General features: G+C 35.9%; 15 protein-coding genes and 1 other RNA gene. All 16 read right to left on the reverse strand.

Translation table 11 applies throughout. The annotated features are described in order from the left end of the window. Positions 1-8: 8 nt before the first annotated feature. Positions 9-524 (reverse strand): diol dehydratase small subunit, encoded by a 516-nt coding sequence (locus DFR78_RS07990; RefSeq protein ID WP_114458315.1) that lies wholly within the window; start codon positions 522-524, stop codon positions 9-11. A 27-nt stretch (positions 525-551) separates the two neighbouring features. Beyond that, on the reverse strand, positions 552-1,208 hold the full coding sequence (locus DFR78_RS07995) for a propanediol/glycerol family dehydratase medium subunit (protein WP_114458316.1): 657 nt from the start codon (positions 1,206-1,208) through the stop codon (positions 552-554). Positions 1,209-1,232: 24 nt separating this feature from the next. After that, the gene (locus tag DFR78_RS08000; protein ID WP_114458317.1) at positions 1,233-2,903 is read right to left on the reverse strand and encodes a propanediol/glycerol family dehydratase large subunit; all 1,671 of its coding nucleotides are present in this window, start codon (positions 2,901-2,903) and stop codon (positions 1,233-1,235) included. A 72-nt stretch (positions 2,904-2,975) separates the two neighbouring features. Then, positions 2,976-3,800, reverse strand: a complete 825-nt coding sequence (gene pduB / locus DFR78_RS08005; RefSeq protein ID WP_114458318.1) for a propanediol utilization microcompartment protein PduB — start codon at positions 3,798-3,800, stop codon at positions 2,976-2,978. A gap of 24 nt (positions 3,801-3,824) precedes the next feature. Beyond that, a complete protein-coding gene (locus DFR78_RS08010; RefSeq protein WP_114458319.1) occupies positions 3,825-4,097 on the reverse strand; it encodes a BMC domain-containing protein in 273 nt (90 codons plus the stop codon). A gap of 253 nt (positions 4,098-4,350) precedes the next feature. Further along, on the reverse strand, positions 4,351-5,964 hold the full coding sequence (locus DFR78_RS08015) for a helix-turn-helix domain-containing protein (protein ID WP_114458320.1): 1,614 nt from the start codon (positions 5,962-5,964) through the stop codon (positions 4,351-4,353). A gap of 13 nt (positions 5,965-5,977) precedes the next feature. Beyond that, positions 5,978-7,180 (reverse strand): PocR ligand-binding domain-containing protein, encoded by a 1,203-nt coding sequence (locus DFR78_RS08020; RefSeq protein WP_233487024.1) that lies wholly within the window; start codon positions 7,178-7,180, stop codon positions 5,978-5,980. Between the two features lie 13 nt (positions 7,181-7,193). Further along, a complete protein-coding gene (locus DFR78_RS08025) occupies positions 7,194-8,318 on the reverse strand; it encodes a mechanosensitive ion channel family protein (protein ID WP_114458321.1) in 1,125 nt (374 codons plus the stop codon). A gap of 503 nt (positions 8,319-8,821) precedes the next feature. Then, positions 8,822-9,177: a transfer-messenger RNA gene (gene ssrA / locus DFR78_RS08030) on the reverse strand. A gap of 46 nt (positions 9,178-9,223) precedes the next feature. Beyond that, the gene (gene smpB, locus DFR78_RS08035; protein ID WP_114458322.1) at positions 9,224-9,703 is read right to left on the reverse strand and encodes an SsrA-binding protein SmpB; all 480 of its coding nucleotides are present in this window, start codon (positions 9,701-9,703) and stop codon (positions 9,224-9,226) included. 50 nt (positions 9,704-9,753) lie between these two features. Continuing rightward, positions 9,754-11,892 carry a ribonuclease R gene (gene rnr / locus DFR78_RS08040; protein ID WP_114458323.1) on the reverse strand — a complete coding sequence of 713 codons (2,139 nt, stop codon included), beginning with the start codon at positions 11,890-11,892 and terminating at the stop codon, positions 9,754-9,756. A gap of 45 nt (positions 11,893-11,937) precedes the next feature. After that, positions 11,938-12,489, reverse strand: a complete 552-nt coding sequence (locus DFR78_RS08045; protein ID WP_114458324.1) for an HD domain-containing protein — start codon at positions 12,487-12,489, stop codon at positions 11,938-11,940. Between the two features lie 33 nt (positions 12,490-12,522). Further along, on the reverse strand, positions 12,523-12,984 hold the full coding sequence (locus tag DFR78_RS08050) for a PaaI family thioesterase (protein WP_233487025.1): 462 nt from the start codon (positions 12,982-12,984) through the stop codon (positions 12,523-12,525). Positions 12,985-13,052: 68 nt separating this feature from the next. Then, complete coding sequence (locus tag DFR78_RS08055) at positions 13,053-15,035, reverse strand: sodium-translocating pyrophosphatase (protein WP_114458325.1); 1,983 nt, start codon at positions 15,033-15,035, stop codon at positions 13,053-13,055. A gap of 58 nt (positions 15,036-15,093) precedes the next feature. After that, on the reverse strand, positions 15,094-15,315 hold the full coding sequence (secG, locus tag DFR78_RS08060; RefSeq protein ID WP_114458326.1) for a preprotein translocase subunit SecG: 222 nt from the start codon (positions 15,313-15,315) through the stop codon (positions 15,094-15,096). Positions 15,316-15,878: 563 nt separating this feature from the next. Beyond that, positions 15,879-17,165 carry a phosphopyruvate hydratase gene (gene eno, locus DFR78_RS08065; RefSeq protein WP_114458327.1) on the reverse strand — a complete coding sequence of 429 codons (1,287 nt, stop codon included), beginning with the start codon at positions 17,163-17,165 and terminating at the stop codon, positions 15,879-15,881.

A 17,165-nucleotide genomic window follows, 5' to 3' on the forward strand; every position in this document is an offset into this window, starting at 1 on the left:
TGTTAGCTTTATCTGTCACCTTTAAGTCTTTTTCTCTTTTCGTAAACATCTGCAGCTTCACGAATTAAGTTAGCATTAATAATTGCATCATATTTGTTTTCAAGTTCATCTGCTATGTCCAGTAATTCTTTCTTTGTGGAACGATATGGACGCATGGCATTGTATATTTCAAGGATTCTATCATCTTCTACTTTAGTTAATTCAGCAGCTCTTTCTAGGTTTTTAGCAAACTGCTCTCTGCCAACAGATTTCGCAATTTCTGCCTGATGATATAGTGTTTCTGCAGTGATTCTTAACTCTGCACCATCTATTTCGCCAGAAAGAATTTTTTTAAGCTGAATATCGTCCAGGGTTTTCCCTGAAGGAGTTTTTACAAGGTCAGCTCTTTTTTCTGCAAGTGGGTAATCTTTATCTGAAAGACCATTACTGCTTTTATTTACTGCTGTGGTTTTACTTTCACCTTCAGCTTTTTCCAGATTACCAAGAACATTACGCACAATAGATTCTACTAAATCTCTATCCATTAAATCCACCTCCTGATAATTAAATAATTATTCAAATTTCACTTCAAGTTTAACAACCTTTTTCTGTGGATCAAGGTATTTAACTTCTTTATTATACAAAACAGCAGCTATTGCCTGATATTTAGGTCTTGCCATCTGATCATTACGGGTTGGAACAGGATCAGGATTTTCTCCTTTTGCATATCTGGCAGCATTTTTTCCTATCTGACGATAAGTTTTTAAATCAAGCAGTGGTGCCTGTGGAAAAAGTTCCAAATTAGCAAGTGGATTTAGATCTTTCTGATGAATTAAAACCGTACCTTTTGACTGTAATCCAATTCCAATACCAGAACCACTTAACTGAGCTGCCTGATGACCAACAAAACCTACATCAGCGGTAGAATAATTTTTTACAACCCGTGCTTTTAATCCCTCTTCTTCAATACCAGCCATGATCTCACGCAAAATATTGCTGTGTTTTTCATCGATCATAGTTTTTGTCAGTTTATCTCCGAATGCTGGTGCAACTCCAATAACAACTTCATCATTACTGCGACCTTCTTTAGCAGGACCAACTTCTTTTAAGATCATATCACCTTTTCTTTCAGCAACGGCTGTATTAGAAGATGAGTTTTCTCCTTCTTCTGACATACCGGATAAAACATCAACCACAATTTTGCGAATTGCATCTTCATTTAACTGCATTATTACACCTCCCGAATATTGAGATTACTCTCCAATTTCTTCTGGATCTCTGGCAAGTCTGGTGTCCTTGAGTTTAGCCCAGAGTTCATCGGACACTCTGTAACCAGTTCCAGGACCTGCATAATCATTTTTATCATTAACAGCACTTATACAGTGAAATTTATCATCAAAAATAGCTGATGTATGAAGATAGTCACCAGCAATTCTCTGTTTTAAAAGATTAAATACACTGTCAGCCACATCTTCAAAACCATGTTTGGCCAGTGCTTTAACAATTTCTACACCAGTGGTCCCTTTATTAAGCATTTCTTCTATACCTCTAAAATCTTCTCGTACATCACGGTCTGGAACGTCTTTACTGCCATGAGCATATGTTACTGCTTCTATTTCTTCATCAGTAATTTCAGGCATACCTAATTCCTTAAATACTGCCTGCAGCGCTCTGGCTGCTTTGTTCCTGATTTTTATAACTTCTTCTTCTTCTACAGGTACTAAACCACCATTGACCTTCAGATCACGCTGAAGAGTTAGATAATCATCATAATCATCTACATCATGAGTGGAACCAGCAAACATATTATCATAATTTGGCACACCACTATAACCTGAAAAGATAAAGTCTGTACCAGGCAGGAACTGCATTAACATTCTGGCTGTTCTTCTTGTACGGGAATGAGTAAATGTCTGATCATTACCTGAAGCGCACTCAAGATCAAGCATCATGGCAATTAAATTCTCTGCCAGAATTGCTCTTATTCCAGAAGGAACTGCACCAGGTATACCAATACAGCTAATTGAACCATTCTGTATACCCTGTACTCCAGCACCTTTGGTCATATAGAGGCATCGGGCTTCCAGATAAAGCATGGATTTACCATCGGCAAATCCCATCTCTGCTTCAGAACCTGTACCAGAAGTATATCTCATCTTAAGTCCCCGAGATGCATAAGCTGAAGCAAGAAAACTCTTTGACCATGGTGTATCATCACCATCAACAAAAACCTGTTCAGTACCATAAACAGAAACGGTTTCTGCATATGCTGTAAATCCGCGCATACCCATTTCCAGCTCCATTGCTTCCTCTACAGCGCACTGTGTTAAAGCACCACGACGGCCTGTCTGTGCCCCTACCATAAGAGAAATAGCATTTGAAGGAGCATATCTAACCATACCTACCGTTGTTTCCAGTTCATCAAAACCGCGCATTGCTGCTTCAGCTGCATCTGCTGCAATTAAAGCAGGATGCTCTTTTAGATTTGTAATGTGGCACTGGTTGGATGGAGTCTTTCTGGCCCTCATCTTCTGAACTGCCATCATCATTTCAACAACATTCATGTGGCCGACAACTTCTACCACCTTAGCGGGAGTCATTCCAAGTCCTAGTTCTCGTACTTCATCACGGGAAACATTTATATCTACTATCTTTTTGGCCAGTTCTTTAGAATCCATTGCCATAACTTTTTCGACTGTATTTATATCAAGTGTATGGTCGGCAATAAAACTATCAAGCATGTCAAAATCTGCTCGTTTTTTTCCATCAAGTTCAACTATTTTCTCATTTTCGATCTTTACACTTGGTTTTGGATCTTCTGGTCCTTCCATTGCAATAAGACCAGCTTCCGGCCATTCTTTAATAAAAGCATCCTGACTGATCGGTCGTTTTTCTAATTCTTCAAAACGCTTGGACCTTTTCACATTTTTCCCTCCTTAAATTCATTTTACTATACAACAATCATTTTACTATACAACAACATCTATTATTATATTTTAAATATAGGGTGTTGCTGATGATTCGGGTTTAGCTCCAAGACTACCCAGAAGCTTCAAGCCAACTTCACGTGCAGCAACAATTGCCTGACGAACTGCTCCTGAATCTCCACTAAACTGCAGAATAACCTCATTGGTCAAGCTTGTACCTTCACTAGGACTTGCATATGCCACAACATCAATAGTAGCAGCTTTTACTGCAACATCAGCCATGATAACTCCAATACCTGCTGGAGCACCAACTGTTATTCCAAATGCTTTACCTTCTGGAGCACCAAAAGCTGCATTCAAAGCTTTACTTGCTCTTGCAGTATATTGAAATTCAAGATGACCGGCATCATTACCATAAACATCACCAAAAGTACGTTCAAGGTCTTCCAAAGCAACCTGAACTGCACGCCTGGCATCCGAAACTTCTTCAGCTCCAAAGATAATTAAGGACCCATGTCCGGCACCACCTTTGGTATCACGAGGAAGTTCAATTTTTACTATTTCAGTATTTGATGCCTTTACTGCTTCATCTGCTGCATAAATCTGAGGTCCTGCTCCAGTTCTACCACCAAAGACCCCTATTGAACGATATTTAGGATCAATACCCATTAATTTTCTTAAGTCTGGATCCACATTTGCAATGACCAGACCAATCGTATCTCCCATTGCTGTACCAATAAATTCAGTTACTTCATTAGCCAAATTCAAATTAAGCTCACCACCTTTATTATTTTTGTTTTTTTTGCTGTCTTCTTCTTTCTCAGCTGATGATTCAGCATTTTTAATTCTATTCACAACTTCATTAACTAAATCATTAATTTTGGTTTCTTCCATATTTTTTCACCCTCCTCTCCATTATTATTCTGGTAGAAGTTTACTTACATCTTCATGGGGGCGTGGAATTACGTGTACAGAAACAACTTCACCTACTTTTCCTGCTGCAGCTGCACCAGCATCGGTTGCTGCCTTGGTAGCTCCAACATCACCTCTTACCATGACTGTGATATAACCTGAACCAATCTTCTCATAACCAATCAACTTAACATTGGCTGCTTTAACCATAGCATCAGCTGCTTCAATTGCACCAACAAAGCCAATAGTTTCTACAAGTCCGAGTGCCTCTCTAGCCATGTATTGCACCTCCTTTCACAAAAATAATATTAAAAAGCATACTAATCTTTTCACTAATCCCTTCACTCTCTTTACTTCACTCTCTCTAAATATATTAAAAAAAACTTTTATTTTACCTTGAAAATTTCTTGCACACTTAATGAAATTTTTTGATATTATTTTTTATATTTTGTATTTTATGAATATTAAAATTAATTTTGCAAAAAAAGATGACAATTTTTTATCATTTAATGACAAAAAATTGTCATCTTGTCTAATTTCTATATTCTGAAGGAGATACTCCTTCGTATTTTTTGAAAACTTTGCTAAAATAACTTGGCTCACTATAGCCTACCTCTTTTGCAATACTGCCTATATTTGTATCTGTTTTGTTTAATTTTCTTTTTGCCTCTTCCATTCGCAGTCTTGTTATATATTCTTTAAATGTACAACCCATTTCTTTTTTAAAGAGCCTACTAAAATAGTGAGTGCTTAAATTTGCCGCCTTAGCAGCTTCGCAGAGGCTTATGTCCTCAGAATAATTGCTCTGCACATATTTTACACCATCATAAATTATCTTTTCTTTAAATTCTTCTCCCATATTATCTATCTTTTTATTTAACTGTTCTACCAGTGAATTCAACCAGCTTTTCAGCTGTTCAGGAGAATTTACTTTTAAAAGCTTTTGTGTATAATCATAATTGAGTGGAGAGATTTCTTTAAACTGAGCTCCTGCCTCTACAGCAGAGCGGGACAGCACTCCCAGCAGTTCCAGCATTCTGGATTTAACAATCATGGAATCAAAATTTTCGTCTATCTGCCAGCTGTTAAATAGAGTACTTATAAGTTCAGGAAGCTGTGTGTTCTTTCTGGATTTTAATTTTTCTACCAGCATACATTCTATATCATATGGATAACGGTCTTCTTCATAATCTGCATTTTTTATATCTTCCCAGTGAATGATAGAGCTGTCTCTGGCCAGAAGTGAATTTTTAATTGCCCCCAATGCCTCATGATATGAGCGGTCCATCATTCTGGGGTCATCATAATAATTTCCAATTCCAATAGTAATTGTAAAATCTGTGTCTTTTATTACTTCCTCACACATTTCCTTACCTATCTGCCTCAGCCAGCTTTTTATTTGACGCCCATATATTATTTCTTCTCCAAAATAAAGTATTACTATTTTATCACTTGTCATAGGAACAACCATTAATGATGAATATTTATTTTCAAAACCTTTGAGCACACTGAATACTTCTTTTTTCAGCATCTGCCTTTTTACTTCATCTTCATTTACTGTAAGCCGTGCAAATTTATCTATATCTGCAATCATAACAGCTGAGGGAAGATCTCCAATATCAAAAAATTCTGTTCTACTTCTAACTTCTTCTACTGTATCTATATTAAGAAAAACAAGGTCAAATACAAAGGACATTTTTATATAGGGAACAATCATATCGAGTTTATCTTTCATCTCCTGCCGCCGCTGTTCCTCAGCTTTAACTGTTTTAATCTGCTTTATCTGCTTAGCTACAACTTCTATAACTTTTTCGGGTTTTACAGGTTTTAAAAGATATTCTTTTATACCCAGATTTAAAGCCTGCTGTACATATTCAAATTCATCATAAGCAGTCAAAATAACAAATTTCACATCAGGCTGATCATCTTTAATCATTTTTACTGCTTTTAGTCCATCCATTCCCGGCATTTTGATATCCATAAAGATAATATCTGGTTCTGTATCATGGGCAAGTCTTACTGCTTCACGTCCATTTGCTGCATCAGCAATAATTTTTACATTATTGATATCATCTCTAGTCTCTAAAATAATTCTTAGTGCTTTCCTTTCCAGATATTCATCATCTGCAACAAGTATTTTATACAACTTCAACCCCCCATTACTGTGTATTTTCAGCAGGTAGATTAATTTTAACTTCTGTTCCTTTCCCAGGACGGCTTTTTATATCAAGACCATATTTTTCTCCAAAATAATGCTGAAGTCTTTTGTGAACATTGTTAACACCGATTCCCGTTATATGACTTTTTATTTTATCTTTGTTATTATCATATTTTAAGAGATTATTTAAAATATTTTTGTCCATACCAGCACCATTATCTTCAACACAAATTATTACTTTATTACTTCTTCTATATCCTTTAACCCTGACAGTACCAGATTCCTGATCTTTTAAACCATGTATTATCGCATTTTCCAGCAGAGGCTGAATTGTAAGTAAAGGAATATTAATATTTAATATATTATCATCAATATCTATAATAAAATTATATTTATCTCCATAACGTTTGCGCTGAATGGTGAAATAATCCCGTACACAGCTGAGTTCTTCCTCCAATTTTACAACCTCTTCTATATTGCGAAGACTGTAGCGGAGTAGATCAGAAAGTGCATAAACAACTTCTTCTGTTTCTCTTGCATTTTCTATCAATGAAAGACGGGCAATAGAATTAAGCACATTAAAAAGAAAGTGTGGATTCACCTGTGACTGAAGAACTTTTAATTCTTTTGTCCGCAAATGCTGTTCTAATTCCCTCCTTGTCCTCGACTCCTCTATCAATTCCTGTTGATAAATATTTACCAGACCCATTTCAGCAATATAATTTGCAGTAATGGAAAGAAATTCTGTTGCAGCAACAATTCTGCTTCTTGGAAGAATCTCAATTTTTTCAAAAGCTCTTTCCAGTTCTTTAAAATTGATATCATAATCTTTTGTTTTTGCTTTTACTCTTGCAAATGTTTTTTCCCGGCCATCTTCTTCCAATATTATCTGACCACAGAGAATTGTTCCTATAAATCTGTTCTCAAGAATAATAGGTGCTGCCATATCTATCAGACCCGATTTGCATACATATGGTTTTGACTGACCTTCTTCTTTTGCTCTGATACCTCCCTGTGCATCTGATAATTTACAGTTCTGAAAACCCTTTTCACAGGAACGAACTGTATTACAAAATAATGTAAATTGGCTGCATTTTGTAACAGGTACTCCCTCTCTATTTACAATAACAGCCGCCAGCCCTGTAGCTTCTGCAAACTTATCCTGAATACTCTGAAGTACATCAATATTAATTATTTCTCGCAAGTTATAATCGTAATTAATTTTCGCTCCCCTCCTTATTAATATCGGCAGATTTATAATCAGAGCTGTAATAATTTTCTCTGTCAGATAATTTATCAACTAAATGAATAGTCTGAGTAGGGAAGGCAAATCTTATTTCAGACTGATCAAATAGTTCTCTCAATTTGAAGTTTATCGTTTGCTGGATATCCATATAGACCTTATAATCACTGTCATTTATAAAATAAACTACCTGGTGGATAAGACTGAAGTTCCCATATTCACTAAAGTGAGCTCGAACAAACTCTGTTTTATCTATATCTTTAATGATAGACTCCACCATTTCCGGTATCTGTTTTAACTTTTCCAACGGAGTATCATAAGTAACTCCAAAGCTAAAATTAATTCTCCTCCTCTGCATCCGCTTATAATTATTTATCCTAGAATTCATAAGGTCGGTGTTGGAAATTACCAGCTGTTCTCCACTCAGACTTCTAATCCGCGTAGTTTTTATTCCTATATGCTCAATTGTTCCCTTATAGTCTCCCACAATAATAAAATCACCTACATCAAACGGCTTATCAAAAAAGATTGTAAAATAATTAAAAATATCTGCCAGAATAGTTTGAGCTGCAAATGCAACTGCAATACCTCCAATTCCAAGCCCGGTCATTAAACCTGTTATCTCAATATTTAAATTATCAAGTATAAAAAGCAGTGCTATAAACCAGATAATCACCTTGATAAAAAATATTGAAGCACTAAACACCCTCTGCTGCTCTTCATTTACAACCTTTTTGCGCCAGTATTTTTTTAGGAAAAATAATATCACATCTATAATAATTAAAACAGTAAAATATACCGATAGAATCAGCAGTATACTATTAATAACTCTGTTTATTTGCTTCATAATATTAAGCTGTGAAAGGCTCAAATACAAAAGAATAATATAAAAAAGTGCATACCCCCTTTTTTTTATAATTTTCTGAAATAGTTCTGAAAAAGAGGAAGATATTCTATCGACCAGCTGACAGATTTTAGTAAAAAAAACTCTGTCAAATATTTTGATGAATATATATCCAATTATTATAATAGCTGCCGAAGTTAAATAGTCAAAAAGAGAATTGGTTAATATAATTGAACCCAACCTAAGATTATTCATTATTTCCACCTCTTATAGTTTTAAATTAGCGATCCTGTCAGTTTTCTCTGTATTAATTCTTTCTGCTCAAAACAGCTTTATCTATATCTAAATTATATCCTTCTAAAACCGAATTTAATCAGACAAAATAATGGCTAAATATCTTTTCCCTTCAATAAAGGGATCTTTTGCTGCATTTATTTTATTTCCCAAAGATTTTAAATCCATAATCTAAACCCATTTTATTCTCTACATATTATATTAAACATTTTTTTTATTAATCCTTTTTGTAATGTCAAATTTTTATCATTAGTCAATTTATTTATTTTAACAAACGACATAGCAGAAAGCTAATAGAAAAATATCATCCTGAATATTTTGATTTTGAAAACTATAAATAATAGTTCAATTTGAAATACTAAAAATTAGTAAGAATAAAACCGGACAAATGTCCTAAATGTTAAATCCTTAAAAACAAAAAAAGACCCTCTTAATAGGTCTCTATATGTAAATATATTAATTTTTGGTGGAGGTGGTGGGAGTCGAACCCACGTACTGTATGGCTCACCCAGTAGTTTCTACGAACGTAGTCTGATTTTTATTTTCACAGCAGCAACTCCATCAGACAGGATTTACTGCTGCAAGCCTGTTTATTGTCCTGTCTTCCTACAGGCATCAGAAGACAGTTAGTCTGTTTTATATGACACCTGAGTTAACCCCACAGACAGGGGTCAGTCAGGCGTTAGCCACCTACGCGGCAGCTAAAGCGTAATTATTATCGTTTGCAGATAATTTTAAGTTCCCAGTGTTTAACGAGTGAAAGGAACTCCTCGGTCCGCTTCTAAAGGGTTCACCATACAGGCGAAGCCAGAACACCCCCTGAATAAATTTAATATTTCTACAGCATAATTATTATAACTTAAAGGTCAGGAAATGTCAAACCCTTTTTGTTTTCTTCTAAAAGCCTTTTCCATTTCCTTTTTTGCCGTCTCTTTTGCAATATCTCTCCGCTTATCATATTTTTGTTTACCTTTAGCAACAGCAAGCTCCACTTTGGCAATATTTCTTTTAAGATAAATACTCAGTGGTATGAGAGTATATCCCTTTTGAGTGGTATAACCAATCAATTTTCTAATCTCATTTTTGTGCAGAAGAAGTTTTCTTTTGCGCTCTGGATCATGATTAAATCTATTACCCTGCTTATATGGGCTAATATGCATGTTATAGAGATACACTTCTCCTTCTTCAACCACAGCAAAACTGTCTTTTAAATTAACTCTGTGGTTTCTAATAGATTTAATCTCTGTACCTTTAAGTTTTATTCCGGCTTCATAGGTTTCTTCTACATAATAATCATGTCTGGCTTTTTTATTTCTTGCAATTACTTCAATATTATCTCCAGGCATTATTCTTCCTCCTTTCTGCAGTATACAGCATAAATTAGTAATTATCTTATTTATTCTACCAGTTCAAAATCAAGTTCTCGTTCTTCTCTGTTAACTTTTACAACTTTTATTTTAACTTCATCACCAATACGGTAGATTTTTTTAGTTCTTTCCCCGATCAACCTGTACTGTTCACTTTCAAAATGGTAGTAATCATCTGTAAGTTCTCTAACATGTACCAACCCTTCAACAGTATTGTCTAATTTTACAAAAATTCCAAATCCTGTTATACCACTAATAATACCTTCAAATTCTTCTCCAACCTTATCTTCCATAAATTCTATCTTTTTAAGATCAACAGAATCCCGCTCTGCTTCCATGGCCCTTCTCTCCTGAAGAGAACTGTGATCTGCAATTTTTGGTATTTTTCGCTCCAGCTCATGCTGACGCTCTTCAGTTAGATATCCTTCTGATATGGTCTCCTTAATAATACGATGTGCTATCAGGTCGGGATATCTCCTGATTGGTGAAGTAAAATGGGTATAATGATTAAGTCCAAGACCAAAGTGGCCTAAATTTTTGTCTGAATAAACAGCTTTTTTTAGAGAACGAAGTAAAACTGTATCAATTATCCGCTCTTCAGATTTACCATCTACTTTTTCCAACATTTCCTGAAGCTCCCTTGGATGTACTCCATTACTGACACCTTTGAGGTGATAGCCAAAATTATGGATAAATTCATTGAATTCTTTCATCCGATCAATATCTGGCTGTTCATGTACCCGATAAATAAATGGGATTTCCCGCCACGACATATCAGCAGCCACAACCTCGTTTGCTGCAATCATAAACTCTTCGATCAGCTGTTCTGGTATACCATGTCTTCTCTTCTTTAAGGCAACAGGCCTACCATTTTCGTCCAGCTCCACCTTCACTTCCGGAAAATTAAAATCAATACTCCCTTCAGAAAATCTTTTTCTGCGCAATCTGCGGCGCAGATCATTCATTATCTCAAGTTCTTCAATAAAATCACTGTATTCTTCTTTTAGTGATTTATTTCCCTCAACAAGTATTTCATAAACTTCATCATAAGTCAGCCTGTGATTAGATCTGATAACACTTTTTATTATTTCATGATCAACAGCTTCTATACCATTTTCCCCACTCAATTTATAATCTATAAATACTGTTAGAGTTAATCTTTCAGCAGCCGGATTAAGGCTGCAGATACCATTAGATAATCTTGGTGGGAGCATTGGTATAACCCTGTCTACAAGATAAATGCTTGTTCCTCTCTCATATGCTTCACGGTCTAAAACTTCATCTTCTCGTACATAGTGGCTGACATCTGCTATATGAACACCCAGCCGATATGTGCTGTTAGATATTTTTTCAATAGAAACAGCATCATCCAGATCTTTTGCATCATCACCATCAATAGTTACAAGTTTTAAATCGCGCAGGTCAACCCGCTCCTCATCTTCTTCGAGAACAGAAAGATCTACTTTATCTGGTATAGATTCGGCAGCAGAAAGAACATCCTGAGGAAAATCTCCTGGCAGATCAAGCTGACGTATAATAGCTTCAATATCCACACCTGGCTCATCTTTAAAACCAAGAATTTCTATTATTTCACCTTCTGGATTCCTGTTTTTTTCGGGCCATTTTTTTATTTTTGCTACTACTTTTTGTCCATCTCTGGCATTTTTTAAACCTCCAGGTGGAATAAAAATATCATTACAAATTCGCTGATTATCGGGGATGAGAAAAGCATAATTTTTATATTTTTCCAGATTACCAACAACTTTTTTGTTCACTCTTTCAATTATTTCTGCAATTTCTCCTTCTTTATTTTTACCCCTCCTTGAACGAATAAGATGAACAAATACTTTATCATTATGCATGGCGCCATTCATATTTTCGGAAGCTATAAATATATCTTCCTGTTCTGGATCATCAGGAATTAAAAATCCATTACCTGATGCTATTTTTTCTACTCTTCCACCTATTAGATCAAATTTTTCTGGAACTCCATACTGTCCAGATGAATTTTTGTAAAGCAGACCTTCATTTAGAAGTTCTGATATTAGTTCATCAAAAATTAATTTTTGGTCTTTGGATATATCAAACTCTTTATATATTTCCTCTCTGCTGATTGGACGGTGAACATTTTTTCGCAGATGTGATAACAGTTCTTTTCTGGCACTCATTAATAATCATCCCCAATCTTTTTGTAAGCAAAAAATAGACAGAACTTATAGCCCCAGTTCATCAGAAATATTCTGCATTCCTTCCAGAGATAATTCAATAAATTCTTCCAGTTCCAGATCCATTTCTTTGCAGGAAGCAATAACATCCCTATCTGCACCTTTTGCAAAAGAATTTTCTCCATAGCGGTTCATAATAAATTCTGTATCAAGGGCTGAAAGTTTTTTGTCTGGATGTATAAGTGCAGAAGCAACTATTAAACCTGTAAGTGGATCACTTGCATATAGTGCTTTGGCCATCAGGGTATTTCGCGGCAGCTCATGCATGCCATTATGTGCCCTAACTGCCTCAACAATATCATCTTCAATTCCCATCTCACCTAACATATCTGCACCAATTAAACTGTGTTTTTCAGGCTCATCTGCAGTTTCTTCATAGTCAATATCATGCAATAAACCAGCTAATTTCCACTTTTCTTTATCTTGGTCAAAATACTCTGCTAATCGACCCATTACAGCTTCAACAGCGAGACAGTGTTTCTGTAAATTCTTCTGTTTAATATTTTCCTTCATTAAATTCAAAGCTTCTTCTCTCTTCATAAATTAATTACCCTCCTTATTGCTCTGTTAAAATTAAATCTCTTTTTCCTCCATAAATTTTGCTTCAGCCTTTGCCTTTACTTTTCCTGCTTCATCTTTTATTTCTGCTTCAGTAAAATGAATGGTTCCAATAGATTTACTGTAACAGTCCCTATAAAAACCTGTTATTTTAATTTTTTCTCCTATCTTAACAGCTTTTTTAAAGCGAACTTTTATTTCAGCTGTAAAGGCTGATACTCCCCGGGCACCAACCGCATATGCCATTGCCTCATCCAGTAGTGTGGATACAAGTCCACCGTGCATAATACCATCATATCCCTGATAAAGTTTTCCCGGTACAAATTCTGCTTCTACAGTATTTTTATCAATTTTTTTGAACTTTAAGCCCAATGAGATAGGATTTTCTTCTCCACAGGCAAAACACATTTTATCTTCTCTTTGCGGCATCAATTTCACTACCTTTCCGAAAACTATAATATAGTATTTAACTTCCAAAAACCCCCCTAAACAGCAGCAAACTCTACTTAAAGGGGGGTAAAAATTGTTTAACTACTATATTAATTTTACATGAATAATGGTGCAAATACAAGTGAAACAATAGTCATTAATTTGATGAGAATATTAAGAGATGGACCAGAAGTATCTTTAAAAGGATCTCCAACTGTATCTCCAACTACAGAAGCCGCATGTGTCTCTGTTCCCTTTCCACCAAAATGACCTGACTCTATATATTTTTTGGCATTATCCCAGGCACCACCGGCATTGGCCATCATAATTGCAAGCAGCACTCCTGATGAAAGTGAACCTGCCAGTAATCCTCCAAGTGCCTGTACATCCCACAGGCCAACGACTACAGGTACAACAACAGCTAAAAGTCCTGGTACCACCATTTCTTTTAAGGCAGCTGTTGTACTGATATCAACACATTTTCTGTGGTCAGGCTTTTGAGTGCCTTCCATAATACCCGGCATTTCTCTAAACTGTCGTCTTACTTCTTCGATCATTTCTCCTGCAGCTTTACCAACAGCTTCCATGGTAATCGCAGAAAATAGAAATGGAAGCATTGCACCAATAAAGAGTCCAATAATTACCTGTGGATTTGTTAAACTAATATTCTGCAGTCCAACTGCTTCTGAAAAAGCAGCAAACAGTGACAGTGCTGTCAGTGCAGCTGAACCAATAGCAAATCCTTTTCCAATAGCAGCAGTTGTATTACCTACTGAATCAAGTTTATCTGTAATATCTCTAACACTGGCATCAAGTTCAGCCATTTCTGCAATTCCACCTGCATTATCTGCAATTGGACCATAAGCATCTACAGAAAGAGTGATACCAGTAGTTGATAACATACCTACAGCAGCCATTGCAATTCCATATAAACCGCCAAATTTAAAAGCAATAAAAATAGCAGCTGCAATGACAAGTATTGGAAGCATAGTACTTCTCATACCTACAGAAAGACCACTTATAATATTAGTAGCAGTACCTGTCTGTGACTGTCTTGCTATATGCTGTACAGGCTTATAATGTTCAGAAGTATAATATTCAGTAATGCGACCTATAATTGTACCTGCAATTAAACCAGCAATAATAGCAAAAAATACTCCCATATTACCAATAAGTAAATTAACCAAAAAATATGCACCAATTATTGTTATTACTGCAGCACTGATTGATCCTCTTTCTAAAGCTTTAGCAGGATTTACACCTTCCTTGGCTTTAACAAATCTTGTTCCAATAATAGAAGCAATAATCCCTACAGCAGCAAGCAGCATCGGCAGCATAACAAGATTAACCGGTGTACTAACTCCCAGCTTTTCTGCAATAGATGGTGTTACACCTAATGTCATCGCAGCTACAATTGAACCAACATATGATTCAAAAAGATCGGCTCCCATTCCGGCAACATCACCAACATTATCACCAACATTATCAGCGATAACAGCCGGATTGCGGGGATCATCTTCTGGAATACCCGCTTCTATTTTTCCAACCAAATCAGCACCAACATCAGCAGCTTTAGTATAAATTCCACCACCAACACGTGCAAACAGTGCAATAGAACTGGCTCCAAACGCAAAGCCTCTTAAGAATTCCACATTATCTGCAAAAAATATGTAAAGAATTCCCAGACCTAATGTTCCTAAACCAACAACAGACATACCCATAACAGAACCACCTGAAAAAGCAACAGTAAGAGCTTCATTGAGCCCTGTCTGTGCTGCATTAGTAGTTCTGGCATTAGATTTAGTAGCAATCTGCATACCAATAAATCCGGCTAGGGCAGAAAAAATAGCGCCTACGACAAACGACAGAGCTGTCTGCCATCCCAGACTTGGTACAAATGTCATGATAACTGCTACAATGATAACAAAAATAGATAACATTTTGTATTCACGACCAAGAAATGCCATGGCCCCTTCATTGATGTCATTAGATATCTCGGCCATCCTTTCATTACCCACTTCTGCTCTATTAACTTTTCCTGCCAGAAAAAATGCAAATACCAGTGCAATTAATCCGGCCAGGGGTGTGTAAAAACTCATGCACTAACCTCCTTATTCGAAATTATATAATTAACTTATTTATTTAGCACATTATTATTTAAAGAACTGCAAGTATAAGTGAATTGATCATAAACACAATCGCTGCACCTGCTGTGAACTTGCTCAATTTCGATTCTAAACCTTTTTGTGATTTACCAAAAAATGTTGAAGCTCCCCCATCAATTGCACCGGAGAGACCTGCACTTTTTCCAGATTGAAGCAAAACACCTACTATAACAGCAATGGCCACTATTAAATGAAAGATTTTTAAAACCAGCACCTGATATTTCACCTCCAGTGATTAAGTAAAATCTATTACTTTAAGGAGTTTCCCCCAGATTTTTTGCGGCATAATCTAAAAAATGAGAAAACTCCTTATTATTTTATATATATGGTCTAACACGTATTTCATTTTAACATACTGTTAATAAAAAAACAATAATGATTAAAAGAAAAAACAATTCTAATTATTCTAAATATTGATGGATGAATTAAAGATTCAAAATGAATTTTTCCAGTCTGCCCTGTATTCTGCTTACTGCTGTACCGAGGTCAATATTATAAAAATTTGCCATCATTCTAAATACCGCTCCTTAATACATACACAGAATTTATCAAGGCTCTTTTCCGAGATTTTTCTTAAAAAAATCATTTAACTCTCCATAAAAGATAAAATATGATTTTTTCACAAATATTCTCCCCTGCAACATTCCAATTTAAACACATAATATCTACATAAGAGAAATCATTTCTGATGAATCTGACAATTTTAATAAAAAAGAGGAAACACTGCTAATGTCTCCTCCAAGTTTAGATCATTAAATTTATGCTGCCGAAACTGCATTACTTTAAATTAAAAAACGCATCTCTCCCGGCATATTCTGCTGCATCTCCCAGCAGTTCTTCAATTCTCATTAACTGATTATATTTAGCAACTCTTTCCGAACGAGCAGGAGCACCTGTTTTAATCTGCCCAGTATTCATTGCCACAACTAAATCTGCAATTGTTACATCTTCTGTCTCACCAGAGCGATGTGACACAATAGAAGTAAATCCTGCTCTTGTTGCCATTTCTATTGTTTCCAGGGTTTCAGTTAAAGTTCCAATCTGATTTACTTTTATAAGAATGGAATTGCTCGCTTTTTCCTTAATACCTCTACTCAATCTTTCAGTATTAGTGACATAAAGGTCATCACCAACTATCTGCAGTCGGTCTCCTAATCTTTCTGTCATTTTACTAAAACCTTCCCAGTCATCTTCAGCAAGCCCATCCTCAATTGATATAATTGGATATTTTTCAATCAAATCTGCATAAAAATCTATCATCTCTTCAGAAGTCTTTTCTACCCCTTCTCCTTTAAGCACATATTTACCATCTTCATAAAACTCTGATGCTGCAGGATCAAGTGCAATTAAGAAATCTTCTCCAGAAATATAACCTGCTTTTTCAATAGCCTTGACAATCACTTCCAGAGCAGCTTCATTTGATTCTAAATCTGGAGCAAATCCACCTTCATCTCCTACACCTGTGCCCAGACCTCTTTCCTGTAATACTTTTTTAAGGTTGTGGTAAACCTCTGCTCCCATCTTCAATGCCTCGCGAAAGCTCAGTGCACCAACAGGCATAATCATAAATTCCTGCAGATCAACATTATTGTCAGCATGTTCTCCACCATTAAGTATATTCATCATCGGTACTGGCAGTGTATGTGCATTCATACCACCAATATAATTGAAAAGAAATGTACCTGTAGCAGCTGCAGCTGCTTTGGCAACGGCCATTGATACACCCAGTATTGCATTTGCACCAAGTTTGCTTTTGTTTTCAGTACCGTCAAGTTCTCGCATCAAATTATCTATTTCAATCTGATCTCTTGCGTCATATCCGACAAGTTCCGGAGCAATAATTGAGTTAACATTTTCTACCGCATCTTCTACTCCTTTACCGAGATAGCGTTCTCCACCATCTCTTAATTCAACTGCCTCATGAGCCCCTGTAGAAGCTCCAGATGGAACTGCTGCTCTGCCCATTATTCCGTCTTCTAATACTACATCAACCTCAACAGTTGGATTACCACGTGAATCAAGTATTTCACGGGCATAAACATCTAAAATTGTTGTATCTATCAT

The sequence above is a fragment of the Halanaerobium sp. MA284_MarDTE_T2 genome, from assembly GCF_003337245.1.
Classification (GTDB): Bacteria; Bacillota; Halanaerobiia; order Halanaerobiales; family Halanaerobiaceae; genus QPJE01.